A 26,041-nucleotide genomic window follows, 5' to 3' on the forward strand; every position below is an offset into this window, starting at 1 on the left:
GATGTGAACAGCCGTTCCTTGATGAATCTGACCTTCCGAGTCAAGGATGAGGAATTGGAGAAAAAATTCCTCGCCGAAGCCAAGAAAGAAGGCTTTGTAGGCTTGAATGGCCACCGTTCTGTAGGTGGATGCCGTGCTTCTGCTTACAACGCGGTTCCGTATGAAGCATGCAAGGCATTGAGCCAGTTTATGGTTTCGTTTCAACAAGCAAATAGCTGATATTCGAAAGAGACCCTCTTGTAGGGTCTTTTTTTGTACTATCGGAAAGTTTAAGTGCGCTAAAGCGTTAAAGAGATTAGCGGAAGATAGTATAAGTGCAACTAAGGCTCCGCCAAAAGCTTGGCGTAGCCAAGTTTTCTAATGGTGCAGGACGCAAGCTGCACAGACTGGCAACGAGGGCGACAGCGGCACTCAGGTAGGCAAGCTTGGAAAAGCCGGCGACCTGATAGATGGGACCGCCCAGATAAGCACCCAGCGTCATGCCGATATACATGCCTGTTATGTTCCAGGCCATGATCAAACCCAGATGGTGCGGGTATTCTACAGAAAGGCGCGATTGATAGGCTGGCACAAAAGCATAGCCGCCAAAATCCCAAGCAAATAGAAGCAGATAGAGCCAACCCGCATATTGATACAAGAGCCCAACAGCACCAAGAAGCACTACCAACCCCAACAGACTGGCAGACGAGACGTTCTTTGCTCCCCATCTGTCCGCCATGCGTCCGCCGTTCAGACTGCCGAGCATCGCACCCAGTCCGTAAGCGATCAGGGAAGAGGCGAGCTGTGAGGAAGTAAGCTGGCTGTCCTCTGTCAGGGCAGTCCCCAGATAGGTATAGACGGCATACATTGCCGTCGCCCAGAAAACGGTGACCAGCACAGAACGCAGCATCAGGCTTGTAGGCGCTGGGGCTATGCGGATAGCGATCGGGGCGGAACGTTTTTGTTTGGGCCATATGACGAGATTGACCCATGCGAGAAAAAAACTGAGAGACGGAAGTATCGGAGAAACGATAAAGACATCTGTCCCCACAATAAATAAAGTGGAGGCTCCTGTTACCAGCCAAGAGATTTCCTTGTTCACCATGAAACCGTTCACTCCTCAGCGAATAGGCCTTGTTACCAGTTATATGGAGCCAGATGCCCTTGGTGTCTAGATTTCACCTCCTGTGCCAATCTCGTATTTCATGCAGATGACACGCCCCAGCTTCGGTGTCACCCGCTCCTCATACACCGAAAAGCCAAGCTTTTCATAAATAGGAATAACGACTTGGTTCTTTTCCAACACTGCCAGATGCAGGGAGGAATAACCGTTCTCCGCATACCAGTCAATCAGGATGTCGAGAAATTCACGGGCGTATCCCTTCCCTTGATAGTGATGATCAAGCATGATCAATCCGAGCCAGGCCTGCTCGTCACGGGGATTGCGCAGAATAAATTGACTGATGCCGACGAGGGCGTCGCTGCATTGCTCTCTCAGCATGACGCTGTAGGAATCCGGAAAAGCGAGATTGTCTTTGTGATCCTGTTCGACGGTCTCCAGGGTGACAGTACGGTTTCCAAAGGCGTATTCCATGTAGTCGGGATTGGAATTGTAAAGACCCAGAAGCTCTGAAAAATCGTCAGGCGTGACAGGTACAAAATAAAGGCGATTGCTCGCGGATGGAAATGGGGTAGGCATGAAGGAACCTCCTTATGAAATTAAATATTTATCTAATTAGATATTAATCAAAATAAGGGAAGTGTCAAGCGTCCTACTGCGTTTTCTACAGTTAAGGGAATTCCCCGATACACATTCCCGCCTGTTCACTCTACAATAGCGATAGAATGTTTCTAGGAAAGGGAGGAGCGCATGAGTACGTTGTGGGAAGAACCGGGCCAGGCAAGTGAAGCAGTCTCTTTGATGGAGTCTATCTTTGCCAACGTAAGTGATGCGATCCTGGTGGTAGATGAGGCAGGCGTCATTGTGCGGGCGAATGCTGCACTGGAGCGAATGACTGGCTGGACCACCGAAGAGTTGATAGGAAAAAAACACATTTGCGAACTATGTCTGGGCATGGCGACTTGTATGGAAGATTCGACGTGTGCCGATTGTTTTTTCAAACAGGTGCAGATGCCGTCTTTTGAGATGCGCCTGCGAACCAAAGATGGACGAGAATACCCGGTAACCGCCAGCTCGGCAAGGCTTCCAGAGGAGTCCAAAAATAAAATCGTCATGATTATCCGCGATCTGTCTGTCCAGCAACGGACCGAAAAGGAGCGGAATCAGTACAAGCTGACCCATTTTGCGATCCAGGCTCAGGAAGAGGAGCGCAAGCGGATTGCCCGTGAGCTGCATGACGGAGTGGGACAGGCGCTTTACAGCATTCTGGTCGGGTTGAATGTGATTGGGCAGGACAATTTGACGGATCCGATCAAGCAGCATGTGAACGACCTCCTGCAAATGACGTCCAAGGCGATGGAGGAAGTGAAGCGCATGGCCTTGGAGCTGCGGCCTTCTGCGCTGGATGATCTGGGTCTTTTGCCAGCGCTTCGCTCGCTGATGAAGCGGGTGGAAAAAAGCTTTCACATCCAGGTGGAAATGCATGTACAAGGGGAGAAACGTCGGTATTCGGCTGCGATGGAAACAGCCTTGTACCGCATCGTGCAGGAAGCGATGACCAATACAGCCAAGTATGGCAAAGCCAGTCAGCTGGGGATCGTCTTTGAAAACAGGGAAAAGGAAGTCGTCGTGACGGTTGTAGATGACGGGGTCGGCTTTGATGTGGAGCAAGCCTTGAATGCAGGAAAAGGGCTCGGGCTGTTCGGCATGAGAGAGCGTGCCCAGCTCTTGGGCGGAACCTTCGATATTCGCTCTGCACCGGATGACGGCACGACTGTAATTATCCGAATTCCAGTGCCAAAGGAGGGAACGGAAGATGACCATTCGCGTATTGGTAGCTGACGACCATGCCATTGTACGGTCAGGTCTGGGGATGTTGATTGATGCCCAGGAAGGGATGCAGGTAGTCGGATTCGCAGCAGACGGGAAGGAAGCCTGTGAAAAGGCGATGGAGCTGCGTCCAGATGTTGTGCTCATGGATTTGAGCATGCCGCCAGGGGAGAACGGACTGACTGCTACAGCCAGACTGAAGGAAAACGCGCCGCAAATCCAGGTGCTGGTGCTGACCATGCATGATGATGAGGAGTATTTGTTCCGTGTGCTGCAAGCAGGAGCGGCAGGATACATTTTAAAAAGCGCTCCTGATCTGGATTTGATCCATGCGATCCGCACTGTCCATTCGGGAATGGCGTATCTCTACCCTTCGGCAACGAAATCGCTGATCGAGGAATTTCTGCACATGGTGAAGAACGGTGAGGAACAGGCAAAGTACGAAATCCTGACCGACCGCGAGAAGGAAGTGCTCGTCTTGATTGCAAAAGGCTTCAGCAACAAGGAGATTGCCGAGCAACTGGTCGTGTCGGTCAAGACAGTCGAGTCTCACAAAGCGCATATCATGGAAAAGCTGCACCTGCGCACACGTCCAGACCTGGTTCGCTATGCGATCAAAAAAGGCTGGCTGGATTTTGAATAAGGAAAGAATGGGATCAAATCCTTTGTGAAAGCGACCTTTGCGGGTCGTTTTTTTACGATAGGAATTTTAAAGTTTTTGGGATAGCCGAAAATGCCATGTTTTTTAATGATGGAAAAAGGGCATATCCCTCCAACCGCAGTGGCGGGCAGGAAACAGGAGAAAACGCTCCAGCTTCTTGGGCTACCAGCAGGGGAGACTCACTGCCCGACTCCATGAAAAAAACGAAACCGCGTCCAAAGCAGCCGTCTCCGAGGAGTCTCTCAGGGGTGGATGCTTAAAGGCGTGTTTCTTTTTTTTCACTCCGTATCGGTAGGTAGCCCAAGGATCTTCGCGTATTTCTCCTGTTTCCTGTGGACAGCTTTGTTTTAGCCCCGTTTTTGATTATTTAAAACCTGCTACGAAGCGAGTGCCAGCAAGGTATTAACTTAGATCAAGCCATTAAGCTGGTGAGAGAAAAAAGAAGAAAATAGCGAAAGTCTTTGGGTTTCCCTTTTTTGATGGAGCTGGGCAGGGATGACCCCCAGCAGGAGTCCCAAGAACTTGGAGCGTTTTCTTCTTTTTTCTCTCCTCCACCAAAGCACGACTGATTCCTTTGCATCGAAACAGCCCGTCCTTCTCTTATGTCCATAATGTGACAAAATTTAGGGAATATCAGGAGGTTTCCCGACCATTATAGGGGATTTCCCTGAATTACTTCCTCCATGCTCCGCAGGTAGAATGAAGGCGTAAAGAACAACGCCTCTGATGATCGGACGGAAGAAAGGAGCGTAAGCGTGATGGAGACACAACCAAACACCCAGCGTGATGTGAAAAAGGCACCTCAAACCAAGCCGCATCAGGAGAATCTAAAAGGGACGTTTGCTGCCGTAATAATCGTGGGACTCATTATTCTCGTTAGCTGGTTCGGCATCTTCGGACTTTTCCTGGATCGGGCGTAAGAGAGGACGTAAGGGAGGTTAGGGATCATGCATTTACACCGTTATGAAAAAATTTGGTTGATTTTGGGTGCTGGCGGACTAGCGCTGTTCATCCTGCTATTATGTATCAATGCTTTTGCGATGGGAATGGCACCGCCCAGCAATATGACCATGATCGATCCGACCAAGGTGACGGAAACACCACCGTTTGACAACCCTGGTCTGACAAAGGTGGGCGATCAGGAGTATGACGCCTACATGACTGCCTTCGCTTTCGGGTTTGCTCCCAATAAGATGGAGGTGCCGCTTGGTGCAAAGGTCAATTTTCATGTGACCAGTCCGGACGTCATCCACGGCTTCCAGATACCAGGGACCAACGTGAACTTCATGGTTTTGCCAGGACATATCAGTTCAGCGACCTATACATTTGACGAACCTGGTGAATTTCTGATTCTTTGCAATGAATACTGCGGAGCCGGTCATCAGGTGATGGCGACTACGATTATTGTGAAATAAGGTAGGTGATCGAGATGAATATCTTGCAAAAGGGTCAAATCCAGGAGGCAGCCGTTGATCGTCCTGCTGCCCGACTCAGTCTGGCGTATGTTTGGGTGGCGTATATCGCATTCGGTGTCGCAGCACTAGCAGGTATGCTGCAGGGCATGGTGCGTGGAGGAATCATGGAGCTGCCGAGCTGGATGAACTACTATCAAATTTTGACTGCGCACGGCGTATTAATGGCACTTATTTTTACAACCTTCTTCATCATCGGGTTCCTCTACTCAGGGGTAGCCAAAACGACAGGCGGGACTTTGCACGGCTCAGCACTTGGCTGGGGATGGTCAGGCTGGATTCTGATGGTCATCGGTACCTTGATGGCGGGCGTCATGATTATCCTGAATGAAGCCTCTGTCCTGTATACGTTTTATGCACCGCTCAAGGCTTCACCGGTCTTTTATATCGGAACGGCTCTGGTTGTCGTCGGCAGTTGGCTGGCAGGCTTCGGGATTTTCTCCCGCTACCGCAAATGGAGACGCTTGAACAAAGGACAAAACTCTCCGCTGTTCTTGTACATGTCTGTTACTACGTACATCCTGTGGATCGTCGCAACGATTCCCGTAGCGATTGAGGTATTGTTCCAATTGATTCCCTGGTCGCTCGGCTGGACGCCTACAATCAATATCATGCTAAGCCGCACCTTGTTCTGGTTCTTCGGACACCCATTGGTCTACTTCTGGTTGCTGCCAGCTTACATTGCCTGGTATGTCTGCGTACCGCGCGTGATCGGCGGCCATGTGTTCAGTGACTCGCTGAGTCGGCTTGCTTTCATCTGTCTCTTGCTCTTCTCTATCCCGGTCGGATTTCACCACCAATTGATGGAGCCGGGTATTTCCGAAGGGTGGAAAATGATTCACGTCATCCTGACCCTGATTGTGGTGGTTCCTTCCTTGATGACTGCCTTCTCCATGTTTGCGATCTTTGAGACAACAGGACGCAAAAAAGGCGGAGTTGGTCTCTTCGGATGGTTCAAAAAACTGCCTTGGACCGATGTGCGCTTCTTCGCACCGTTTATGGGGATGCTTTTCTTTATCCCTGGCGGAGCAGGGGGAATCATCAATGCAAGTAACCAGCTAAACGCGGTTGTCCACAATACGATCTGGGTAACCGGTCACTTCCACATCACGGTCGGAGCGGCTGTCGCTCTCACTTTCTTCGGTGTCAGCTTCTGGCTCGTTCCGGTATTGACCGGTCGCACGCTGACTCCGACTGCCAACCGGATGGGGATGGTGCAAACGGTCTTCTGGTCGGTAGGGATGTTCATCATGTCGGCTGCCATGCACACCATGGGGCTGGAAGGCGGACCTCGCCGTACGGATTACACGACTTACATGGATCACCCATTAGCCTTGGGCTGGATGGATTACCAACGCGTGATGGCGTTTGGCGGTGGTCTGCTCTTCGTAGCCGCGGTCCTGTTGATCCTGATTCTGCTCTATCTCACCTTTATGGCGCCAAAAGGGCATACGGAATATCCGATTGCCGAGACGGAGGAAGCTCAGCCTGTACCGCGCATTTTGGAGCGTTGGACCGTCTGGGTAGGCGTTCTCGTGGTACTGATCGTGCTGGCATACGGTTATCCGATCATGGAGCAAATTCAGCACCAAGCACCGGGTTCTCCGCCGTTCCGTACCTGGTAGGAGGGCTGCAAGTAAAAAAGAAGGGGCTGTCCCATTGGGGGATAGCTCCTTCTTTTGGCTAGGCGACTGAATTATGCGCTTACTGTATCGATCATCATCGTCACAAACACGATCATCAAATAATTGATGGAGATGAAAAAATTCGTTTTCGCCCACTTTTCCTCTTCCTTCGCACTGAAGCCGTATAGCGTGTGGACGAGCCACACCAAGGCCAGCACGATCGAGATGACGAGGAAATAGATGCCGACATAGTCATAGGTGTACATCAGGATGGAAGCAGGAAAAAGCAGCAAAATATAGGGAATCATCTGCTTTTTCGTGCGAGTGATTCCTTTTACGACCGGTAGCAGCGGAAACCCAGCCGCCCGATACTCTTCGACACGGCGGATGGCGAGGGACCAGAAATGGGCAGGCTGCCACAAGAACAGCAGAGCGAACAAAATCCACGCGCCCGCATCCAGCTCACCGGTGACGGCACAATAGCCAATGACCGGAGGCAGGGCACCGGATATACCACCAATAGAGGTGCTCCAGGTTGAATGGCGTTTCAGCCAGAGCGTATAGATGACATCATAGACAAAAATTGCGAGAAGTCCGAGCCATCCGACCAATGCATTGACCAAGCCAAACAGGATACTGATCCCGGCGACACCGAGGATGATCGCATAGAGGAGTACGCCTTGGGGCTTCATCCGTCCCTGTGGCAAGGCGCGATCGCGGGTACGCTCCATCTTGGTGTCGAAATCCCGATCCAGGTAGTTATTGAACACACAAGCCGAAGCCATCGTCAACGTGGAGCCGAGGAGCATCCACAGCAGGGTCCACAGGTCAAAATTCCACTGTGAGGCGACCCAGTATCCGCCGAATGCTGCAATCAAATTCAATCGAATGATACGTGGCTTCGTAAGCGCCACTAGATCTTTCAGCACAACAAACCTCCTGATAGGTCATGATTTCGCATTAGCTGTCCCGTGTAAAAAAATGGAAATAGCTGTATGGTGCAGCGAGGTGATTTCTTCCAGCCTTCGTTCATGGCGAACGGTACCTAAACCTGCTATGAGTGCGTACAGAATCATGGCCAGCTGTTCCCTGTCGTAGCCGCCAATTTCCTCTTCTTCGAGAGCCTCCTGGATGACCGAGTGGAAAATCTCACGCTGCCTGCGTACAGCAATCTTGATTTGCTCGGCTACAGCTGGGTCTGCTGCTACGCTGGACCGGAATTCGTCAGCTGCTTTCATGAGCGGGTTTCGCAAATCATCAGCGACGTGTTCGGCCAGACCGTATAATTTCTCGGTTGCGGTACGATAGTGATTTTCCTTGACAGACCATTGCACCAGCCATTCGTCCACCTGCTCCACCAGCAAATGAAGAAAAAGACCTTCCTTGCTTTTGAAGTGGTAATACAAATTGCCCTTGCTGCTCTCGGCTGCTTCCACGATCTCTTCAATCGAGGTTCCCAGATACCCCTTCTGTGAAAACAAATCTTTGGCAATTAGAGCAATTCGTTTTTTAATCTTGTCATTGCCGCGTGAACCTTTTGTACGGATAGACGCTCACTTCCTCTTTTTAAACAGAACGTTCGGTCTAATTTAAAATACCATACTGGTCAATGAAGCACAATAATAGCGTAACATACAATCGTTTGCTGAGGTGTGGGGAATAATGAGATAAAAAGTCCCTGAAGACATCTCGCCCTCAGGGACATACGGATACGGATGTGCTTGCTTAGTACGACAGTTCAGACCAAGCGACGAAGGCTAATATCAAATACCCGATTGCGAGCAGCCAGAGCGCGATCACTCTGAGGTCTTCCGCTTCAAATGGCATGAAACTCCTCCTTTCTGTGTTATCACAGGATATTCATGGAGGATGGGATTGGTTTGGCTGATTAAGGCAGGTAAATCATTTTACGGGTCATTCCGCCGTCGATAACAAGCTCCGCACCGGTGATAAAATCATTCTCCTTACGTGTCAAAAACAGGCAGGCGCGGGCGATATCGTCCGGTTTGCCGACGCGGCCTGCCGGATGCTGGTCATGATCTTCGGTTCGCAGGCTAGCGTAGTCGCCTGTCTCGATCCAGCCAGGTGAAAGAGCATTGACACTGATGCGGTCTGGGGCGAAAGAGACAGCCAAGGCATGGGTCAAGGCAAGAATTCCGCCCTTGGATGCTGCGTACGCTTCTGAGTGAGGCTCTGACATGTGTGCTCGGGTAGAGGAGAGGTTGATGATGGCACCGCCACCGTTCTTCCGCATGATTTTGGCTGCCTCCCGTGACCCGAGGAAGACACCTCGCAGATTTGTATTCAGGATGTAGTCCCATGCTTCGACGGTGAGATCGTAAGGGGACTCCCAGGTACTGATGCCCGCGTTATTGACCAGTACATCCAAACGGCCCCAACGTTCATCCACCATCTGCATCAGCTGCTCGATTTCATGCGGCTGACTGACATCGACAGGGTGGAAAAAGGCGCTTCCTCCAGCAAGGCTCTGCTCGTTGATGGCTTGAGCTGTAGCTTCGCCTGATGCAGCATCTCGTTCGGCGATGACGACATGAGCGCCGTTTTGGGCATACATCATCGCGATTGCGCGTCCGATACCTTGACCGCTTCCGGTGACAACCACTACGTGCTGAGCAAAGTTATTCATAAGAATCCCTCCAAATCAAATGCAATTAACATTAAAAAAGTTAGTTGCGAACAAAATGTAACTATAATACAATAGGGAACACATCGAGAGGAGGTTGGCATTTTTGCTACAAATCGATCAAATGACAGCAGAACAAGTCATCGAAGCGCGCCATAGTGTGCGAAAATACGATTCCAGTGTGGTCATTCCACAAGAAGAACTGGATGATATCCTCCGACTGGCTGCAAAAGCTCCTTCATCCTGGAATCTGCAGCACTGGCGTTTTCTCGTCGTGACAGACCAGGCAGTGAAGGAAAAGCTGTTGCCTATTGCCAATGGACAACAGCAGGTTGTAGACGCTTCGGCCACCATTATCATACTGGGAGATCTGGAGGCAGACAAGTCAGCCCGTCCGATCTATGAAGCTGCAGTGACGAACGGGTATATGGATGAACGCGTCCGCGACATCATGATTGGTCAGATCGAAGGGGCGTACAAGACAAACCCGCAATTTGCACGTGACGAGGCGATACGAAATTCTTCCTATGCCGCGATGCAGCTGATGCTCGCTGCTAAAGCCAAGGGCTATGATACTTGCCCAATGGGCGGCTACAATCGGGATGCTCTGATCGAAGCCTTGAACATTCCGCCGCGTTACCTGCCGACCTTGATGATTTCTTTGGGGAAGGCAAGAGTGGAAGCCTATCCGAGTGCCCGCTTTGGACTGGACGAACTGGTGATTCAAAACCAGTTTTAATAGAATCGCTGATCATAGCCGAAAAGGGTAGGGGTGCCAAATACACTCCCTACCCTTTTTCTATCGTCTGGACTAGCGGCAAATCGACGGTAACAGTCGTTCCGTGACCAAGCTTGCTGTGAATGGTGAGACTTCCTTTATGGAGCTGAACGATGTCCTTGCTGATCGCCAGACCCAGGCCGCTGCCGGACAGCTTGGAACGTCCTTTGTAGAACTTCCCTGTAATTCGGCCCAGATCATCGGGGTCAATCCCTTCGCCTGTGTCCTGGACTGTGGTGATCAACCGCCCGTCAGAGGAGGTCGCAACCACCGAGATGGTGCCATTGACAGGGGTAAATTTGATGGCATTATCCAGCAGATTGACGAATACCTGCTTCAGTCGATTGGAATCACCCATGACAGTCAAGGGGAGGGCAGGCATCTCCAATCGCAGCTCGATTTGCTTTTCTTGCGCCGGTATTGCGAATTGGACGTTCAAATCATCCAGTACCTCACGCATGTCGAGCTTTTCCTCGCACAACGTCATTTCACCAGACTGCAACTTGGAGAAGTCAAGCAGCTCTTCTACAAGGCCGATGAGTCGGTCTGTCTCCTTGGAGATGACCTCCAGTCCTAGTGTGGTCTCCTCATGATCCTTCAGGCCACCGGAGATCAGCGTCTCGCCCCAGCCTTTGATGGAGGTCAAGGGTGTACGCAATTCGTGGGAGACGGACGAAATAAAGTCGTTTTTCAGCTTTTCGTTTTTGCCAATCTCCGCTGCCATGTAATTAAACGTATCTGCGAGCGTTCCCACCTCATCATCGAATTGCTTGGCTGCTTGCACCGAGAAGTCACCTTTTGCCATTTGGATCGCGGCCTTGGTCAAATCCTCGATCGGATCGACGATGCGCTTGGCGATGATCCAGCTGAGGGACATCGCCAACAGAATGACGACAGCTCCGACACTTGCTCCGTAGAGGGCAATGCGATTGACGGCGTTGTACAGCGGTTCAGCCGAGATAGAGTAGCGAAGCACGCCAACGATTTCACCGCCGTACGTCAGGGAGTTGGACACGGCAATGACCCGTTCACGTGTCTGCGGTGTTTTTCCTACGTAGAGACCGGTTTTGCCTACCAGAGCTTCTGTCACATCCGGGGTGTTGATTCGTTCACCGGTCTGAAAGCCGTAGGAATTGAGCAGCAGCTTTCCATTGACGTCCAGCACCTCAATCTTGGCATACTCATCATCCGAAATACTCTCCAGAATATAGCGGGTTTTTTGCTTGAGACTGTAGCCAGAGGTGTACTTGTTAATAAAAGTGGTAAAGGTCGTCGTCCTCGTGACCAACGCTTCCGTAGCTGTCCCGAAGTAGTAGGTGTGCACTGCCCAGTAAAACAGGCCTTCGAGAAGCAGTACGATCAGCAGCAGAATCAGTCCGAAATGGACGATCATCCTGCTTTTAATGCCCCGCATCGACAGTGTCCTTTCGCCATAGGTACCCGTAGCCCCACACGGTTTCTAGGAAAGCGGGGTGAGCCGGGTCCTGTTCGATTTTTTGCCGGATTCTGCGGATATTGACATCAACCACCTTCAAATCACCCACAAAGAACTGCCCCCATACAGCAGTCAGGATTTCGTCGCGGCTGATCGCCTTGTTGACATTCTCGCCGAGCAATTTGATGATGGAAAATTCCTTTGGGGTCAAGACGATCTCTTGCCCCTGATTGATCAGCTTCCGTTCATCCAGCAGGAGGGTGAAGGGGTGCAGATTGATCTTGTTGGTCTCTTCCTGTTGTACGGGTGTCACAGGGGAGAGACGGCGGTGCAGGGCATTGACGCGGGCCAATAGCTCAGCAGGGCTGAACGGCTTGCTCATGTAGTCGTCTGCTCCGTTGTTCAGCCCCATGACCTTGTCTACTTCCTGGCTTTTGGCGGTCAGCATGATGATGCCAATCCGCGGATACTTTTGGCGCAATTCACTGCACACTTCAAAACCATCTATGCCTGGCAGCATCACGTCGAGGATTGCGATTTCGATGTCATGCTGCTCTTCCGCCAACGCCAGTGCTTCCTCTCCGGTAGCGGCTTCCACGACTTCATAGTTTTCACGCCGCAAGTTGATGCGGATAAAATCTCGAATTGATTTTTCATCTTCCAGCAGCAAAACTTTCATTTGTATTTCTCCTTATCTTCCTTACTGGCTCTTGCTTTGCTTGTCTGTCATTACATGGAATAGTGCAAGGGACGGTAATGCTGGCGTATTTCATCATGCGTTAACAGCATGGAGTTAACCAATTGCAGGACGGAAGGGCTCAGTTTTGGCATCTGGTTTGGAACGATCGCGACGTGGACCATTTTGCCCGCCTCTTTTACCAAGACGTAGGATTGCTGCTGTTGTTTCAGTTTTTCCTCCGCTTTGCTCCATTCTTGCTGCGGGACCGCCTGCAGCGTCAAGAGAAGCACTTTCTCCTTGCTGTCTTCCTCGTAATAGTAGAAGTGTACCTTTTGTGGATCTATCTCGGGCTCTGTTGAAACGCTGAACTTACCGGCCCATTTGGTTGGGATCTTGAAATCGAGTCCGAGACTGTAATTGCGATAGTGATCCACCACGTGAGACAGGCCGCTATGTCCATCCCATTGATAGTAGGAAGAGATCCAGGGAATAAAGGCCATCGGCAGTTCATCTGTTCCCGGAGGCTGTGAATGTATGCCAATCTCGATGATGCCGTCCTGATTAATATCTTCACTGAACAACGAATACGGCTTGAAGGTCAGATCCATTCCATCATTAGCTTTTGCAAAAGGATTGCGCAGCTTACCGTTTTCCCAAAGCCACAGCTCGGTGGATGCCGAATGAGCGCCGAGTCCTGCCTCGATGAAAAGTCCATTTTTATCGGTGGAAGCTTTGCCGATCAGCGCTTGTTCATAGCCGTTGATGTTGCCCTCCAGGGATTGCTCAGCCAGCTTGGCAAGCTGCTGGTCCCGTGCACCGTACAAGGACATGACGGAGGTGAATTGATTGTGATCGTGCAGAATCAACGCTAGCTCGGGCTGATCATCTCCGTCGAGATCACCGACAGCCAAGACAGAATAGGCTTGCTTCATCTGTTCCTGGAGTCTTCCTTGATCCAGGGTATAGACAGATAGCTCGCGATTCAGGTCGTCTCCACCGCCGAGTCCGATCAAAATCTCGGGTATGTTGTCACCGGTGAGATCGACAAATTGGACGTAATCGAGTCGGTTGCCAATGCTGGTAAAGGAGGTGAGCTTTTCCCAATGCCCCTGAATTTGTGTCAGGATCAGGACGCCGATCTCGTAGTCGTTCTTATCGGTTTTATAAAAGGCGATTGCTTCAGGCGTTCCGTCTGCATCCAGATCTCGTAAGGAAACCGCGCTGGACTCATCGGGATTGAGGGGCACGGTCAATTGAGCGCCAGCAGGCAAATACTGCATGATGGCCTGATTGATCGTCTTTTGATCGCCATCGGATGAAGGGGCACGCATCAGTTCATTCGGGGTCTCGACTAGTCCGCAGCCACTGGTAAACAGGGCAATCAGTGCGGCAGCGCAGAGCCAGGACTTGTTCATGTGTTTGGTTCCTTTCTGTGGCTGAATCCATTTGAATCTATTGTAGCTCGTACGAAGGGAAAAGTTGTTGCAAATCGGTAAAATGGGAAAGTAGAGCCGAGTGAAATATTGAATACGGCATTTCTTCTTTTGTCTATCGGTATTGAAATCGATCAGGTGCAGATTGAGAAAATGCTGAACGATTGCCTGCTGACCGATGAGGAATATGCTTCGGACTGGAGCCTCTTGCCTGACCCGATGCCTACTTCCGATGACCAAGTGAAAAAAGCTCTCCCTTCGTCAGAGCGATGAGGGAGAGCTTTTCTGTGTACGTATTTACGCGTTCTTTTTCAAAGCTACTGCATCTGACTCGTTTTGGAGTCTGCCGAAGAAGAATTTCATCAACGGCGGAGTGACGATGGTGGTCACCAGCACCACTACGATCAGGACGGCAAACAAGTCCGCTGGGAGCAGATTGTTTTCCAGACCAATCGCCGCGATAATCAGAGCCACCTCACCACGCGAGATCATCGCTGCACCGATTGCCATCGAATTTTTCCATTTGAAGCCGGAAATTCTCGCACCAATGGCTCCACCAACAAGTTTGGTCAAGATCGCGATGACACTCAGCAGGACGATGAGCCAGAGATTGCTTAAGATTCCCGAAAACTCAGCGCTCAATCCGATGGAGGTAAAGAATACGGGAACGAACAGAGAATAGCTGACCGTCTCTGCTTTGTGGGAAACCTCGTCCCGGAATTTGGTCAAGCTGATCGCAATACCTGCGATATACGCACCAATAATCGCAGCAACACCTGTATACTCTGCGAAGTAGGCAAAAAGGAAACAGATGATCAAGCCGCCTGTAAAAGTGCTTTCTGTGACTTGCAAGGCGGTGAAGCGCTTGAGAACCCAAGGGACAACCTTCCAGGAGAGCAAAATGATCGCTCCGAAGAAGATGACTTTTTTCAGTACAACCATGCCGAGGTCTACGTCCCCACCAGCAAAGCTCATCAGGAACGCCAGTCCAAGAATGACTAGCACATCGTCAATGACGGCAGCTCCCATGATCGTGGAGCCTTCCTTGGATTTCAGCTGGTTCAGCTCTTTAAGCGTTTGTACAGAGATGCTGACACTCGTGGCAGACAGCAACAGCCCCAGGAAGATGGATTCAAAAGTATGCATGCCCAAGCTCATCCCTGCGACATACCCCAGACCGAGGGGAGCGAGAATTCCGAACACCCCTACATTCGTAGCTGCTTTTGCAGATCGCTTGAATTCTTTGACGTCCGTCTCCAAACCTGCAACGAACATGAGCAGGATAACCCCGATGTTGCTGATTTCCTTCAAAATTTCCGAGTTGGTTACGAGCCCCAGGACGGATGGCCCCAAGATAATACCAACGAGAAGTTTCCCCAAAACAGATGGTTGGCCTAGCCTGACACTTAGGTCACCGGCAATTTTGGATGCTAACAAGATGATTGCCAACTGAAAAATGAGAAGCATATGGATCCCCCTTCGTGAAAAATGGATAAGAAAAAAAGGAACCTGTATGGATAAGGTTCCTTTGTATCACTAAAAATGGACAAAAAGAACCCTGTGTTGACAGGCTCCTCCAGTAGTGAAAACAATATTCATTTTGTGATCACTTTTCTATCTTAGCACGCGTTTTTTTGAAAGTAAATAAATATTAAATAAAAAGTCGGAAAAGGGAGAAAAGTGGAACCTCAAGCGCTTTCATCTTGGATTGACGTAGAAAAGCTTGCTAGAAAGCAAATCTATAGCGCGCTCGAGCTCGGCCAAATCCTCTAGAGTAGTCTCCTGTATCCGCTGGTTAAATAGAGTCGCAATGCGCTGAAAGGCCAGCTGCATCAAGACCTCACCATCGGCGGAAAGACGGATGACCTGCTTTCGCCGATCTTCGGCATCCGTCATTTTTTCACACAGGTTTTTCTCGCATAATTTTTTCAGCTCGCGGCTCGTATTGGGCATGGACATATGAAGACAGTCGCTGATTTCGCTCAAGGTAACGGGCTGACTGACGGTGATGTATTCCAGCATTTTATATTGCACGGGGGTGATATCGCCGGTTTTCACATCTTTGGTTAAATCATGCGTCACTTGGTGAACAGCAGCAGTAAAGCTGACTAGCTTTTGAAAAAACAGTTCCTTGTCCACAAAATCACCTCTCTATCGTAACGATAGCAAAATCATTATCAACAAACAATTATCAATTGACAACTAATTCATGGAGGTGGTATTTTTTACTTATCAAATGATAAGTAGGGGGCTGGGCATTGAAAACGCTGATTATCTACACACATCCAAATCACCAGAGTCTTAGCTATGCCTTTTTGCAAAAGGTCATTCAAGGAAGTACAGAGAATCCGCAAATCGAAGAAATCAAAGTGCTGGATCTGTACGAGGAAGGGTTCAATCCGGTCCTGGTTTTCAATGAGCAAAAACGTAGACGGGATATGCATGCGGACCCTGATTTAGAAATCTACCGGGAACAAATCCTCTGGGCTGACCAGCTGGTATTTGTGTATCCCATCTGGTGGGGCCGTCCCCCAGCCATGCTCATGGGGTATATCGACCAGCTTTTTGCTTCGGAGTTTGCATACAGGGAAAAAGGCGGGCTGCTACCCGAGGGGCTGTTGCGCGGAAAATCGGTTGTGTGCATTTCAACGATGAAGGGACCTACACATTATCCGTTGTTCTGGTTGAACAATGCACACAAGGCATTGATGAAGAAAGCCTTGTTTCAATACGTAGGGATACGCAAAGTGAAATTCTTTGAATTCGGCAATATGGAAAGTCCGAGGGGAGGGCAAGTCGAAAAGCTGGAGAAAGTGCGCCGTTACTTCCAGGCAGTCCGTGCATAAGGTGCCTCGTATGCAACCACACTCCTGCTATATCCGTATATGGTAAGATAAGCGGAAATGGAAAACATGGAGAAACCCATGCTACAGGAGGAGAGGCAGTTGTTTTTTGATCCTTTTTATTCCGATGGCTTTTCAATCTTCAATATCCTATTTGTCATCATTCCCCTGATTATTTTTGGGACCATTGCCTTTATTGTCATCAAAGGCGTGAGTACCTGGATGTCCAATAACGCTTCGCCTGTCAGAGAGGAAGAGGTGACGGTGATTGGCAAACGAATCCAGGTATGGGGAGGCTCCAATAATTCGAGTGCGAATACCTCGTACTATATTACTTTCGAGCTGGCTAATGGGGAACGAATTGAACTGGGTGTAAAAGGTTCCGTTTACGGCGCATGCAAAGAAGACGAGACCGGACTGCTGACTTTTCAAGGAACCCGATTTAAAAGCTTTCAGCCACGTGCTACTGCGTCGCGTAAAGTGGAGCAGCCTACGCCAGTGCAGCAGCAGGCGCCCGAGACGCATGAATTCTTTCGTCCCAATAAAATCAGCAAGAAAAGCGCGGAGCATTACAATTGGGGAGCGGCATGTGACGGCTGGCATCTGGCCAAGGGAAATAATCTGAGTGTGATCCATGAGCGGATGCCTGGAAAAACGGAAGAAGTACGGCATTATCATGAGCGCGCGCGACAGTTTTTCTTCGTCCTGTCGGGCGAGGCGATGCTGGAAGTGGACGGCGTGAGGCTGATGCTCCGAGAACAGGAGGGCGCAGAGGTCCCGCCGGGAGTGTGGCATCAGATGAAAAATGAGCGTTTTGACGAAGTGGAATTTCTCGTCATATCTACCCCTCCTACACGGGGGGATCGCAAAGAAGAATAAGAAAAAGCCTGACCATCAGCGGTCGGGCTTTTTTTGTATTACTTCATATTCATGAAATCGGACATTTGTGCAAACGCGTCAGCCAAAGCGTGCAGACCTTCGAACGTCTGATAAGCGAAAAGTGGCAGACTGACAACAAAAATCAAAGCTTCTCCGATATACTTGGCGATCATGGGATCGACCTCCTTTTGGTTTTTCCTGTGCGCGGATCAAGCCAAAAGGTGAACGTATGTATCGGATTCGCCGTCTGTATGCATGCGTCGGAACAACCGGTAGCGCAGCATTTGCCCTGCTTTCATCGGATATGCCTCCACCGTGTTCGGATGAATAGACGGTTGGTAGGCATCTCTCGCGTGCCAATGAATAGCCAGCTTTTGAGGATTGACGTAACGACGCAAATAGCAGGCAGTCGCTACTCCTCCCACGAGCATGGCCAGCAAGGCGAAGAGATCGTCCAACGAAAGCAAGAATAACAATTCTTCCATGACGATTCTCACCTCCTCGGTAAACTCCATTCTACTCCTGTTCCTCCATTCGGGCAATTGGAAATAAGACGGGGATTTGCAATCGACCCAAGTTCGGCAATTAAGCCTCGAAAAATAAAAGGTACATATTGGGCTCATCCAGCATTTGACAAAGGGAAATCTACGTAATAAACTATTTTTACGTAAATGATTAATGTCATGAGGTGTGAAAAGGTGGCACAAGAGCAGCTTGAAACCTATGTAGTCGAATCGCCAGAGCAGGCGATGGCCTTGTTGAACCCGCTTCGTGCAGAGATTTTAAGCCGACTGATGGAGCCTGCTTCTGCGGCAGAGGTAGCACGTGGGATCAATGAAATTCCGCAGAGAGTCAATTACCACCTGAAGGCACTGGAAAAAGTAGGCTTGGTGCGCAGGGTAGGGAGCCGCCAGGTGCGCAATCTGGTGGAGGTGCTTTACCTCGCGATCGCGCGCACGTACGTTTTGTCAGAAGGGCTGAACTGGGCAGGAAACACCGTGCAGCAGATGAAGGACCAAGGCTCGCTGTCGCATTTGGTTCATACCGCAGAGCGGATCAAGCGAGATGCCCTGCTGTTAATGGAGCGATCGGACCAGCAGGAGGAGATTCCGAGTGCCACGCTGGATACCCGGATTCAGCTGGCTAGTGCCGAGCAGCGCAGTGCCTTCGTCGAGGAGTACGTACAGCTGGTGAACCAGCTGGTGGAAAAGTACCAGACAGCCGCAGAAGGACAGGAGACGTATCAGGTCGTACTGGCTGTCTATCCAAAAGAAGGAGGCGAAGAAGGATGAAGGCAGAGGCAACAGCACAGAGAGCGTCGAGACCAGTCGTTGTATGGGAGAAAAGGGGAGAGCAGCCTGCGGAAAGCAATGTGATTCTATTCCCTCATTCCAGGGATGGAAACGTTCAGGCTGAGCAGGAAGCGACAGTGACCAGGCGGGAGGTCGGTTCTGCCAATCATCCTGCTGTCGTGACAGAAGTGTCCTCAGGCTTTTCCAGAAAAAGCACCTCGGTTTCGTCGCCGCAAGCTATGCACATGCGCATGGTCGCGTAGCGTGTATTCCAAAACAGGAATATGAAGGAGGATTTACGCATGAATCTAATCCCTATGGTAGTAGAGCAAACCAGCTATGGAGAGCGTTCGTACGATATCTACTCCCGTTTGCTGAAGGACAGGATTATTTTTCTGGGCAGCGTCATCGATGATCAGGTAGCCAATGCGGTCGTTGCGCAGCTGTTATTCCTGGCAGCAGAGGACCCGAAAAAGGACATCCATCTCTATATCAACTCTCCGGGTGGTTCTATCACGGCAGGGATGGCCGTTATCGATACGATGAATTTCATTGGGCCTGATGTCTCCACGATTTGCACGGGCTTTGCGGCTTCGATGGGCGCCATGCTGCTGGTAGCAGGAGCGCCAGGGAAGCGTTTTGCCTTGCCCAATGCAGAGGTCATGCTGCACCAGCCTTCGGGCGGAAGCCAGGGGCAGGCGAGTGACATGAAGATTGCTGCGGAACGCATCCTGAAGACGCGCCAGATGTTGTATCGTATCATCGCTGAGCGTACGGGCAAGAGTGTCGAGCAGATTGAGCGCGACTCCGATCGGGACTTTTTCCTCTCGGCTGAAGAAGCGCTGGAATACGGCTTGATTGACAAGATCATCGAAAAACGATAATCGTGACGAGGGGGGGAACAGGAGTGAGAATTCTGCTTTTGGGAGGAACGCGGTTTATCGGCCCGCATGTCATGAAAAGGCTGGCCTATGACGGTCATGACATCGCCATCTTCAACAGGGGTTTAAGCGATCCTAAGAAGCTTCCCGCAGGCTTGCTGACAATTGCAGGAGATCGAGCACGCCTCGGTGACTACCGCCGTGAGTTCGACTCCTTTTCCCCGGATGTTGTGCTCGATATGTTTCCTTATACAGAAAGGGAAGCACAGCTCGTCATGGAGACTTTTGCCGGGATCGCGGGCCGTGTCGTTGCTGTCAGCAGCTGTGATGTGTACCGGGCATTCGGCAAGGTCAACGGGATCGAGACAGGCCCGATCGAGGAAGGACTTCTGACGGAGGATTCCCCACTATGCGAGAAACGATATCCGTTTCGTGACAGGATCGATGGTCGCGAAGACTATGACAAGGTATTGGTCGAGAAGGTCGTGATGAATCATCCGGAACTGCCGGGCTCCGTCATTCGACTCCCGATGGTGTACGGACCAGGAGATTACCAGCACCGTCCGTACCCCTACCTGCAACAGATGCTGGATGGCCGACGAACAATCCTGCTCGAAGAAGAGTTTTCCGAGTGGCGATGGACGCGTGGCTATGTGGAGGATATTGCCCATGCGATTAGTCTGGTTACGACGGATAAGAGAGCTAGCGGCAGAGTCTACCACGTGGGTGAGGACGCTTTTCTGACCATGAAGGAATGGATTGTCCGAATTGCACAGGCGGTTGGCTGGAAGGGAGAAATCGTAACGATGCCAGCTCGTGAGCTACCAGAATTCATGCGCATACAGATCGACTCAAGGCAGCATATCCTCTTGGATACTAGCAGGATCAGAAGCGAGCTCGGCTACCGGGAGCTTTGTTCAGCGGACGAGGCGATGCGCAGGACGATTGAATGGGAGAGTGCTCATCCGCCTGAAAAGGTGCCAGGTCAGACAGAATATGACCTGGAGGATGAATGTCTGGCAAATCGGAGAACGAAATAGAATAGAGGAAGTAAACAGTCCTTGCCCGTTCGATGGTGCAGGGCTGTTTTTGCGTTTGGATGTTTAGGAGGATGCAAAAAAGGGAAACGGGAAATGGGAAAAATCAAGCGACAGACCATGTTGCAGGCAGACTAGAGGAGGCATCTTTGTGAAAATGAGAACCAAGTTTTTGATCGCGTTTGGTGTACTTTTGGTCATGATGATTAGTTCTTCCTATTATACGTACATCCAAAATGACAGGGTTACCAAATCGTATCAAAGAATGATGGATGAAGCGGAGACACTCAGTGACCTCCGGGAAATTCAGTTTGTCATGACTGGTCATAGCAATGATGAGCGCGGGTACTTGTTAACGGGTGAATCCCAGTACGTAGAGGGGATGCTGGCAAAAGGCGAGCGCTTGGAGGCGCTGTTCCAGAAATTGCGCGAGGTCAATTATTTGTCAGCCAGTCAAAAGGAAACCATTCAACAGATTGAAACCTTATACCGTGATTATGCGGATCAAAGTGGATTAGCTGTTAAATTTTGGGACCGCGGGAACCAGCTTGAAGCCCAGTTGCTGCATTTTGGGGAAGAAAGCCAATCTAGACTCGAATTGGACGAAGCTGTTGGTGCATTAATGGATGAGGTCATAATAAGCCAAGATGCCAGTGAAATGAAGCAGGCCAAACAATTGATGCTTGCCAACTCGATCCAGTTCATCGTGGCTGTTGTCAGCATTCTTTTTTCCATTATTATAGGGGTGTTTCTCGTTCGCTCTATCGTGACCCCACTGCATCGTATCAATGAACAGCTGCGATCCATCGCAGAAGGGGAAGGGGATCTGACAAGAGAGCTGAAGGTGTCCTCCAAGGATGAGATCGGGATGTTGGCAGCTTCCTTCAACCAGATGCTGCGTAATTTGCGCGAGTTGATCCTGCAAATCAAGGGACATGCCCAGCAGGTAGCAGCATCAGCGGAGCAGTTGTCAGCCAGCTCCGAACAGACAAGCCAGGCAACGGAGCAAATTTCGGCGACGATGCAGGAGCTTGCGGAGGGTACGGAAAAACAAGCGCATCATGTCGAGGAAAGTCACGTAGAAGTGGATCAAATGGCTTCTGGTATCAGCCAGATCGCGAACAGAGCGGAGCAAGTTACCAACACAGCGGTACACACTTCACAGCTGGCTGCTGACGGCAATCAGACGATTCAATCAGCCGTTGTACAGATGAACAGCATCGGCGAGACGATGACTCATTTGGCTGAAACGGTCGGCAAATTGGGAAAACGCTCCGAGCAAATCGGCGAAATCGTCAATGTGATCACGGACATTGCGGCACAGACCAACCTGCTGGCACTCAATGCGGCAATCGAAGCCGCTCGCGCCGGAGAGCACGGCAGAGGATTTGCTGTAGTAGCTGACGAAGTGCGCAAGCTGGCAGAACAGTCTTCCAATTCCACGCGTGAGATCACCGAGCTCGTGGAGATGATCCGCAACGAGACCAGAGACGCCGTTTCTTCCATGCAGACCGGGAAGGAAGAAGTGGCTTCAGGGGTTGAGGGAGTTACTCGTGCAGGAGGTGTCTTCTCGGACATTCGAGATGCAGTAGACGGTGTGGCGGCTCAGGTGCAGGACGTATCTTCTGCTTCGCGTACACTGACGGATAGTACGGATAAAGTGGCGCAGTCCATGCAGACGATGGCAGACGTAACCCAGCATGCCGTGTCCAAAACCCTGGATGTATCAGCTGCAGCGCAAGAGCAGCTCGCTTCGATGGAAGAAATCTATACCTCAGCCGCTTCGCTTACCCGATTGGCTGAAGAGTTGGAAAGAGGAATAGGACGTTTTAAAGTCTAGTCAGCACAAATCCCCAGTCAGCCGTGAGTACATGCTGTTTGGGGATTTTTTTCGGATGTCTGGCGTCTGCTTAGGCCAGACGCCACAGAGAAAGCTGTCGATAAACCAAAAAGATGATGAGATTTCCGACGGCCGCAGCCGTGAAGACAATTCCAGGCCCCATCCACTCTGTCACCCAACCCGACAGGTAGATGGAGAAGACCATGCCCAGCTTGAAAATGGAACCCGTGATGCCGGTAATTCTACCCATCATGGACAAGGGAGTGGTCTCCTGGCGAAACGTCCAGATGCAGATGTTTTCGATCGTACCAATCATGCCAGTGAGAAACAGGGCTAGGCACATTAGCCAGATGTTTTGGGCAAGTGCCATGAGGGCATACGAGACTCCCAACAGGAGGATGGTAGTGCCCAGCAGTCTTCCAGTGGGAAATTTCTTGCGCAAGTACACAACCAGGGAGCTGCCGACCAAGCCGCCTGCACCGATGACAGATAAAACCAGGCCTAATTGGGAGTTATCCAATCGCAGATGATCTTTGGCAAAGTAAACGATCATGGCGTCAAACATGCCAGACGTCGCATTCAAAAAGATCACGAGCACAGTGATTTGCCAGAGAGGACGGTTGCGCAAAAGCTCACGCCAGCCTGCAGCGAATTCCGTCCAAAATGATTCTTTTGCTGAAGGTGCAGACTCCTCCTTCTTCTCTAAAAAGGAGATGGCACACAAAGCGAGAAAATAAGCGGTACCGGTAATCAGGAATCCGTTGTGCAGGCTGGCGAACAACAGGATAAAACCCGATATGGCTGGCCCCATGATTTCGATGATCGTGTACATAAACGAAAAGCGGGCATTGGCTGAAGTGAGCAGCTCTTTGGGAACAACTTCTTTGATGATGCTCATCCGGGCATTGTGAAAACCGTAGTTGAAGGTCATCAAAAGGAAGCCTGCCATGTAAAAGTGAATGACTTCAGCAGCTCCTGTCTCGACCATGGCGTACAGCATGAACAGGAGAAGCATTTGGCCGAAAACCATCCATTGTGACCAGCGCTTTTTGGAAAAGCGGTCTACCCATACGCCGATAAACATGGCAAGCAGCAGATTGGGTAAAAACTCAATGGTTCTCATGGTTGCCATCGTGACCGGTGAGCGAGTCATTTCGTACAGCATCAGGGGAAGCGTTAATTCATAGACCTTGGCTCCGGCACTCACCAGCGCGGAAGTGGAAAAAAGAATGAGAAATGGGCGGTTACGCCAGATGGATTGAACAGCAGACATGGGTTTGACCTCCTCTTTCACCCCTAATTTTATATGGGATACCACATGGAAAAAGGGTAGAATGAGAAGCGTTCGTTTTCCTCTTTCTATAGAGAGTTGAGTGATGAAACATGCAAATGATGCAGTATTACGTGCGTTTGCGCGAGCGATATCAGGATGTGGCAGAAGGGGTGCCACAGGAGATCACTTTGCCCCAATTAGGGGAGATATTTTGTTGTACGGAAAGAAATGCAAAGCTGGTGATCAAGCAGTTTGTCCATAGACAATGGATCGAATGGACTCCTGGACGTGGAAGAGGGCATGTATCCAGGGTTACCTTCCTGTGTGGCGTTGAACACGTCGTGCTGGCTCAAGCACAGGAATGTGTAAGGCAAGGAGACGTGGAAAAAGCCCTGCAGCTGGTGCAGGATTCACACTTTTCTCCCCATGGAAAAGAAGGATTTTTGTCATGGCTTTCGGAACAGTTTGGCTTTCGGACGGAACCAGGGGACGAGCGACCGCTGGATACGTTGAGGATGTCATTTTACAGAACGATACCAGCTCTGGACCCGGCATTTGTGGGGCGCAGGACGGAATCACATATGGTCAACCAGATTTTTGATACGCTGATTCGCTATGATGAATCGACGGGAGCCTATCAGCCGCATCTTGCGCACCATTGGGAGGCGAACGACGTCGGCACTGAATGGACGATATATTTGCGCAAAGGAGTCCAGTTTCATCACGGTCGAGAGCTGATAGCCGATGATGTGGTGTGGACGCTGCGACGTATTGCGGATAAAGCTACCGGCTCTCCCTATCGATGGATGCTTCAGGATTTAGTAGAGGTGATCGCGCTTTCTCCTTACAAATTGCGCATAAAGCTGAAGCGTTCCAATCCTATGTGGCTCTCGATCCTCGCGTCTAATCGCTTGTCCATAGTACCCCGAGACATCGTACAGCAGAAAAAAGAGGCATTCTCCAGTGAGCCGATTGGAAGCGGACCATTCCGATTGACACGAAATGATGAGCGACTGTTTGTCTTGGAGGCATTTCCGCATTACTTCCAAGGCCGTGCCCATCTGGATCGGGTCGAGATATGGATTGTCTCCGCTATCAGCCAATGGCTTTTGACCGCTCATGATGGCAAGGACGACCACGAGCACTTGCGCCAGTCCACAACCATACGGGAGCTGAGAGACGAGTGGAGAGCGCTTCAACAGGTCGAGATGGGCTGCAAGTACATCATGTATAACTTAAATCGTGGCGGAATAGTCCAGAATCAGGTGTTTCGTGAAACGGTTGATCGCTTGCTGGATCGTGACTCGATGATTGCCCAACTAGGGGAGGAACGGCATCGGCCAGCAAATAGTTTTCTAATGGAACAAGCCAAGGAGAACCAGGACCAGCCGCCGCTGCAGCTGGAGGAAGCGCGTCATCTGTTGCAAGCCTGCGGCTATCAGGGAGAGACGATCAACCTGTACACCTATCAGGGGGCAGGAAATGAGAAGGATGTCTGCTGGGTACAGGAGAGATTAAGGGAAGCAGGGGTGAGTGTGTTCGTAAAGGCAGTCACGATTGAAGAGCTCAAGCAGCCGAATATGGCCTTGCAAGCTGATCTCTTGCTGGCAGGCGAAGTGTTCGAACACCCGCTGCTGATCGGAATGATCGAGATGTACAGGTCGGATCGCAGCTTTATACGGATGCTCTGTGATGTCAGTCTGCGGGAGGGGATCGACGACACGCTGGATCGAGCCATGTGTGAACCGGATTTGAAGCAACAGCAGCAGGATGTGCATAATGTGGAGACATTGCTCAAGAAGCGGGCGGCTATATCGTTACTGTACCACTCTACCCAACAGATTTCGTATCATGAAGCGCTGGCGGGCGTTTCCCTGACAGCATTGGGGCTGGTGAAGTACAAGGACATTTGGTTTCAGTCTGGGGAATAAGGCTGGCTGAACGAACTCATATCAGGAGGAGAACGTGTATGAAGCTGTTTCGTTTTGATCAACAGGTAGCGAGTGCGATTGAAGTATACGATTCTGTCAATGCTGCGATTGCGCGTATCGTACGAACTCAGGGACCGGTAGCCATTGGCTGTATTCGGTTGGGAACTAATAGCGTGCTTGGTTATCACCCTGCGGTCGTGGACCAGCTTTTTCTCGTGGTGGACGGGGAAGGCTGGGTTCGCGGCAAGGATGATACGGAACGTGTGTCGATCAGCGCCGGCCAGGCTGCTTTTTGGGTAGCAGGTGAGGGGCATGAGTCCGGAAGTGATGAAGGAATGGTGGTCATGGTGATCGAGGGAGAAGGATTGAATCCCGAGCGCTTCATGCCATTGCTTGAAAGGATATAAAA

At 50.6% G+C, this 26,041-nt stretch carries 29 protein-coding genes and 2 pseudogenes; 18 read left to right on the plus strand and 13 right to left on the minus strand.

Annotated elements, in window-relative coordinates; translation table 11 throughout:
- Positions 1 to 219: pseudogene (locus EDM52_RS17075) on the plus strand (3-phosphoserine/phosphohydroxythreonine transaminase); the annotation flags it as partial.
- Between the two features lie 76 nt (positions 220 to 295).
- Here the strand turns inward: EDM52_RS17075 and EDM52_RS17080 are convergent.
- Together EDM52_RS17080 and EDM52_RS17085 are read right to left on the minus strand one after the other, a co-directional pair.
- The gene (locus EDM52_RS17080) at positions 296 to 1,084 is read right to left on the minus strand and encodes an MFS transporter (RefSeq protein WP_122910163.1); all 789 of its coding nucleotides are present in this window, start codon (positions 1,082 to 1,084) and stop codon (positions 296 to 298) included.
- A gap of 66 nt (positions 1,085 to 1,150) precedes the next feature.
- Positions 1,151 to 1,678: a GNAT family N-acetyltransferase gene (locus EDM52_RS17085; protein ID WP_122910164.1), complete on the minus strand. Its 528-nt coding sequence runs from the start codon at positions 1,676 to 1,678 to the stop codon at positions 1,151 to 1,153.
- Positions 1,679 to 1,849: 171 nt separating this feature from the next.
- On the opposite strand from EDM52_RS17085, the gene EDM52_RS17090 reads away from it, so the two are divergent.
- The 5 genes from EDM52_RS17090 to EDM52_RS17110 all read left to right on the plus strand — a co-directional run bounded on the left by EDM52_RS17090 (position 1,850) and on the right by EDM52_RS17110 (position 6,687).
- Positions 1,850 to 2,941, plus strand: coding sequence for a sensor histidine kinase (locus tag EDM52_RS17090; protein WP_122910165.1), 1,092 nt, complete (start codon positions 1,850 to 1,852; stop codon positions 2,939 to 2,941).
- A complete protein-coding gene (locus tag EDM52_RS17095; RefSeq protein ID WP_122910166.1) occupies positions 2,916 to 3,572 on the plus strand; it encodes a response regulator transcription factor in 657 nt (218 codons plus the stop codon). Before EDM52_RS17090 ends, EDM52_RS17095 begins: the two co-directional genes overlap by 26 nt.
- Positions 3,573 to 4,348: 776 nt before the next feature.
- Positions 4,349 to 4,510, plus strand: a complete 162-nt coding sequence (locus EDM52_RS17100; protein WP_122910167.1) for a cytochrome c oxidase subunit 2A — start codon at positions 4,349 to 4,351, stop codon at positions 4,508 to 4,510.
- A 27-nt stretch (positions 4,511 to 4,537) separates the two neighbouring features.
- Positions 4,538 to 5,005 carry a cytochrome c oxidase subunit II gene (locus tag EDM52_RS17105; protein WP_122910168.1) on the plus strand — a complete coding sequence of 156 codons (468 nt, stop codon included), beginning with the start codon at positions 4,538 to 4,540 and terminating at the stop codon, positions 5,003 to 5,005.
- Positions 5,006 to 5,019: 14 nt separating this feature from the next.
- Positions 5,020 to 6,687 carry a b(o/a)3-type cytochrome-c oxidase subunit 1 gene (locus EDM52_RS17110; RefSeq protein ID WP_122910169.1) on the plus strand — a complete coding sequence of 556 codons (1,668 nt, stop codon included), beginning with the start codon at positions 5,020 to 5,022 and terminating at the stop codon, positions 6,685 to 6,687.
- Between the two features lie 71 nt (positions 6,688 to 6,758).
- Here the strand turns inward: EDM52_RS17110 and cyoE are convergent, their stop codons facing one another.
- The 3 genes from cyoE to EDM52_RS17125 all read right to left on the minus strand — a co-directional run bounded on the left by cyoE (position 6,759) and on the right by EDM52_RS17125 (position 9,334).
- The gene (cyoE, locus tag EDM52_RS17115) at positions 6,759 to 7,616 is read right to left on the minus strand and encodes a heme o synthase (RefSeq protein ID WP_122910170.1); all 858 of its coding nucleotides are present in this window, start codon (positions 7,614 to 7,616) and stop codon (positions 6,759 to 6,761) included.
- A gap of 18 nt (positions 7,617 to 7,634) precedes the next feature.
- Positions 7,635 to 8,168 carry a TetR/AcrR family transcriptional regulator gene (locus EDM52_RS17120; RefSeq protein ID WP_245997035.1) on the minus strand — a complete coding sequence of 178 codons (534 nt, stop codon included), beginning with the start codon at positions 8,166 to 8,168 and terminating at the stop codon, positions 7,635 to 7,637.
- Between the two features lie 407 nt (positions 8,169 to 8,575).
- Entirely contained in the window at positions 8,576 to 9,334 is a 759-nt protein-coding gene (locus tag EDM52_RS17125; RefSeq protein ID WP_122910172.1) for an SDR family NAD(P)-dependent oxidoreductase, read from the minus strand.
- A 121-nt stretch (positions 9,335 to 9,455) separates the two neighbouring features.
- Here EDM52_RS17125 and EDM52_RS17130 point away from each other — a divergent pair, with 121 nt between their 5' ends.
- Positions 9,456 to 10,070 carry a nitroreductase family protein gene (locus tag EDM52_RS17130; protein WP_122910266.1) on the plus strand — a complete coding sequence of 205 codons (615 nt, stop codon included), beginning with the start codon at positions 9,456 to 9,458 and terminating at the stop codon, positions 10,068 to 10,070.
- A 49-nt stretch (positions 10,071 to 10,119) separates the two neighbouring features.
- Here the strand turns inward: EDM52_RS17130 and EDM52_RS17135 are convergent, their stop codons facing one another.
- Genes EDM52_RS17135 through EDM52_RS17145 form a run of 3 tightly spaced genes read right to left on the minus strand, consistent with a single transcriptional unit; the run spans position 10,120 to position 13,638 of the window.
- Positions 10,120 to 11,523, minus strand: coding sequence for a HAMP domain-containing sensor histidine kinase (locus EDM52_RS17135; RefSeq protein ID WP_122910173.1), 1,404 nt, complete (start codon positions 11,521 to 11,523; stop codon positions 10,120 to 10,122).
- The gene (locus EDM52_RS17140) at positions 11,510 to 12,223 is read right to left on the minus strand and encodes a response regulator transcription factor (RefSeq protein ID WP_122910174.1); all 714 of its coding nucleotides are present in this window, start codon (positions 12,221 to 12,223) and stop codon (positions 11,510 to 11,512) included. The genes EDM52_RS17135 and EDM52_RS17140 overlap by 14 nt, the downstream gene beginning before the upstream one ends.
- A 50-nt stretch (positions 12,224 to 12,273) precedes the next feature.
- Positions 12,274 to 13,638 (minus strand): VCBS repeat-containing protein, encoded by a 1,365-nt coding sequence (locus EDM52_RS17145; RefSeq protein ID WP_122910267.1) that lies wholly within the window; start codon positions 13,636 to 13,638, stop codon positions 12,274 to 12,276.
- 129 nt (positions 13,639 to 13,767) lie between these two features.
- On the opposite strand from EDM52_RS17145, the gene EDM52_RS24375 reads away from it, so the two are divergent.
- Entirely contained in the window at positions 13,768 to 13,929 is a 162-nt protein-coding gene (locus EDM52_RS24375; protein WP_183185163.1) for a hypothetical protein, read from the plus strand.
- A 24-nt stretch (positions 13,930 to 13,953) separates the two neighbouring features.
- On the opposite strand, the gene EDM52_RS17150 is transcribed toward EDM52_RS24375, so the two are convergent.
- On the minus strand, positions 13,954 to 15,123 hold the full coding sequence (locus EDM52_RS17150) for a cation:proton antiporter (protein ID WP_122910175.1): 1,170 nt from the start codon (positions 15,121 to 15,123) through the stop codon (positions 13,954 to 13,956).
- A 231-nt stretch (positions 15,124 to 15,354) separates the two neighbouring features.
- A complete protein-coding gene (locus EDM52_RS17155) occupies positions 15,355 to 15,795 on the minus strand; it encodes a MarR family winged helix-turn-helix transcriptional regulator (protein WP_122910176.1) in 441 nt (146 codons plus the stop codon).
- 119 nt (positions 15,796 to 15,914) lie between these two features.
- Here EDM52_RS17155 and EDM52_RS17160 point away from each other — a divergent pair, with 119 nt between their 5' ends.
- The 3 genes and pseudogenes from EDM52_RS17160 (at position 15,915) to EDM52_RS24970 (ending at position 17,378) form a co-directional block, all read left to right on the plus strand.
- A complete protein-coding gene (locus EDM52_RS17160; protein ID WP_122910177.1) occupies positions 15,915 to 16,502 on the plus strand; it encodes an NAD(P)H-dependent oxidoreductase in 588 nt (195 codons plus the stop codon).
- A 78-nt stretch (positions 16,503 to 16,580) separates the two neighbouring features.
- Positions 16,581 to 16,943: pseudogene (locus EDM52_RS24965) on the plus strand (DUF2500 domain-containing protein); the annotation flags it as partial.
- A gap of 54 nt (positions 16,944 to 16,997) precedes the next feature.
- Positions 16,998 to 17,378, plus strand: coding sequence for a cupin domain-containing protein (locus EDM52_RS24970; protein WP_221175557.1), 381 nt, complete (start codon positions 16,998 to 17,000; stop codon positions 17,376 to 17,378).
- Positions 17,379 to 17,416: 38 nt separating this feature from the next.
- Here the strand turns inward: EDM52_RS24970 and EDM52_RS25475 are convergent, their stop codons facing one another.
- Entirely contained in the window at positions 17,417 to 17,551 is a 135-nt protein-coding gene (locus tag EDM52_RS25475) for a hypothetical protein (RefSeq protein ID WP_276330125.1), read from the minus strand.
- Positions 17,552 to 17,587: 36 nt separating this feature from the next.
- Positions 17,588 to 17,863, minus strand: a complete 276-nt coding sequence (locus EDM52_RS17170; RefSeq protein WP_122910268.1) for a hypothetical protein — start codon at positions 17,861 to 17,863, stop codon at positions 17,588 to 17,590.
- 213 nt (positions 17,864 to 18,076) lie between these two features.
- Between EDM52_RS17170 and EDM52_RS17175 the strand changes: the two genes are divergently transcribed.
- The 5 genes from EDM52_RS17175 to EDM52_RS17195 all read left to right on the plus strand — a co-directional run bounded on the left by EDM52_RS17175 (position 18,077) and on the right by EDM52_RS17195 (position 22,428).
- Positions 18,077 to 18,670 (plus strand): winged helix-turn-helix domain-containing protein, encoded by a 594-nt coding sequence (locus tag EDM52_RS17175; RefSeq protein WP_122910179.1) that lies wholly within the window; start codon positions 18,077 to 18,079, stop codon positions 18,668 to 18,670.
- Positions 18,667 to 18,933, plus strand: a complete 267-nt coding sequence (locus EDM52_RS17180; protein WP_122910180.1) for a hypothetical protein — start codon at positions 18,667 to 18,669, stop codon at positions 18,931 to 18,933. Before EDM52_RS17175 ends, EDM52_RS17180 begins: the two co-directional genes overlap by 4 nt.
- A 21-nt stretch (positions 18,934 to 18,954) precedes the next feature.
- The gene (gene clpP, locus EDM52_RS17185; RefSeq protein WP_122910181.1) at positions 18,955 to 19,554 is read left to right on the plus strand and encodes an ATP-dependent Clp endopeptidase proteolytic subunit ClpP; all 600 of its coding nucleotides are present in this window, start codon (positions 18,955 to 18,957) and stop codon (positions 19,552 to 19,554) included.
- A 23-nt stretch (positions 19,555 to 19,577) separates the two neighbouring features.
- Positions 19,578 to 20,591 carry an NAD-dependent epimerase/dehydratase family protein gene (locus EDM52_RS17190; RefSeq protein WP_122910182.1) on the plus strand — a complete coding sequence of 338 codons (1,014 nt, stop codon included), beginning with the start codon at positions 19,578 to 19,580 and terminating at the stop codon, positions 20,589 to 20,591.
- Between the two features lie 154 nt (positions 20,592 to 20,745).
- A complete protein-coding gene (locus EDM52_RS17195; RefSeq protein WP_245997062.1) occupies positions 20,746 to 22,428 on the plus strand; it encodes a methyl-accepting chemotaxis protein in 1,683 nt (560 codons plus the stop codon).
- Between the two features lie 70 nt (positions 22,429 to 22,498).
- On the opposite strand, the gene EDM52_RS17200 is transcribed toward EDM52_RS17195, so the two are convergent.
- Entirely contained in the window at positions 22,499 to 23,878 is a 1,380-nt protein-coding gene (locus EDM52_RS17200) for an MFS transporter (RefSeq protein ID WP_338068325.1), read from the minus strand.
- On the opposite strand from EDM52_RS17200, the gene EDM52_RS17205 reads away from it, so the two are divergent.
- Both EDM52_RS17205 and EDM52_RS17210 read left to right on the plus strand, forming a co-directional pair.
- Positions 23,812 to 25,632: an SgrR family transcriptional regulator gene (locus EDM52_RS17205; protein WP_122910185.1), complete on the plus strand. Its 1,821-nt coding sequence runs from the start codon at positions 23,812 to 23,814 to the stop codon at positions 25,630 to 25,632. The genes EDM52_RS17200 and EDM52_RS17205 overlap by 67 nt on opposite strands.
- Positions 25,633 to 25,670: 38 nt before the next feature.
- Positions 25,671 to 26,039 carry a cupin gene (locus tag EDM52_RS17210; RefSeq protein ID WP_122910186.1) on the plus strand — a complete coding sequence of 123 codons (369 nt, stop codon included), beginning with the start codon at positions 25,671 to 25,673 and terminating at the stop codon, positions 26,037 to 26,039.
- Positions 26,040 to 26,041: the final 2 nt, after the last annotated feature.

It is taken from the genome of Brevibacillus invocatus (genome assembly GCF_003710915.1).
Classification (GTDB): domain Bacteria; phylum Bacillota; class Bacilli; order Brevibacillales; family Brevibacillaceae; genus Brevibacillus; species Brevibacillus invocatus.

Coding starts and splice junctions, on each gene's coding strand:
- EDM52_RS17080 (WP_122910163.1), bottom strand. CDS start 1,084: ATGGTGAACAAGGAAATCTCTTGGCTGGTAACAGGAGCCTCCACTTTA.
- EDM52_RS17085 (WP_122910164.1), bottom strand. CDS start 1,678: ATGCCTACCCCATTTCCATCCGCGAGCAATCGCCTTTATTTTGTACCT.
- EDM52_RS17090 (WP_122910165.1), top strand. CDS start 1,850: ATGAGTACGTTGTGGGAAGAACCGGGCCAGGCAAGTGAAGCAGTCTCT.
- EDM52_RS17095 (WP_122910166.1), top strand. CDS start 2,916: ATGACCATTCGCGTATTGGTAGCTGACGACCATGCCATTGTACGGTCA.
- EDM52_RS17100 (WP_122910167.1), top strand. CDS start 4,349: ATGGAGACACAACCAAACACCCAGCGTGATGTGAAAAAGGCACCTCAA.
- EDM52_RS17105 (WP_122910168.1), top strand. CDS start 4,538: ATGCATTTACACCGTTATGAAAAAATTTGGTTGATTTTGGGTGCTGGC.
- EDM52_RS17110 (WP_122910169.1), top strand. CDS start 5,020: ATGAATATCTTGCAAAAGGGTCAAATCCAGGAGGCAGCCGTTGATCGT.
- EDM52_RS17125 (WP_122910172.1), bottom strand. CDS start 9,334: ATGAATAACTTTGCTCAGCACGTAGTGGTTGTCACCGGAAGCGGTCAA.
- EDM52_RS17130 (WP_122910266.1), top strand. CDS start 9,456: ATGACAGCAGAACAAGTCATCGAAGCGCGCCATAGTGTGCGAAAATAC.
- EDM52_RS17135 (WP_122910173.1), bottom strand. CDS start 11,523: ATGCGGGGCATTAAAAGCAGGATGATCGTCCATTTCGGACTGATTCTG.
- EDM52_RS17140 (WP_122910174.1), bottom strand. CDS start 12,223: ATGAAAGTTTTGCTGCTGGAAGATGAAAAATCAATTCGAGATTTTATC.
- EDM52_RS17145 (WP_122910267.1), bottom strand. CDS start 13,638: ATGAACAAGTCCTGGCTCTGCGCTGCCGCACTGATTGCCCTGTTTACC.
- EDM52_RS17150 (WP_122910175.1), bottom strand. CDS start 15,123: ATGCTTCTCATTTTTCAGTTGGCAATCATCTTGTTAGCATCCAAAATT.
- EDM52_RS25475 (WP_276330125.1), bottom strand. CDS start 17,551: ATGATCGCCAAGTATATCGGAGAAGCTTTGATTTTTGTTGTCAGTCTG.
- EDM52_RS17170 (WP_122910268.1), bottom strand. CDS start 17,863: ATGGAAGAATTGTTATTCTTGCTTTCGTTGGACGATCTCTTCGCCTTG.
- EDM52_RS17180 (WP_122910180.1), top strand. CDS start 18,667: ATGAAGGCAGAGGCAACAGCACAGAGAGCGTCGAGACCAGTCGTTGTA.
- clpP (WP_122910181.1), top strand. CDS start 18,955: ATGAAGGAGGATTTACGCATGAATCTAATCCCTATGGTAGTAGAGCAA.
- EDM52_RS17195 (WP_245997062.1), top strand. CDS start 20,746: ATGAGAACCAAGTTTTTGATCGCGTTTGGTGTACTTTTGGTCATGATG.
- EDM52_RS17205 (WP_122910185.1), top strand. CDS start 23,812: ATGCAAATGATGCAGTATTACGTGCGTTTGCGCGAGCGATATCAGGAT.
- EDM52_RS17210 (WP_122910186.1), top strand. CDS start 25,671: ATGAAGCTGTTTCGTTTTGATCAACAGGTAGCGAGTGCGATTGAAGTA.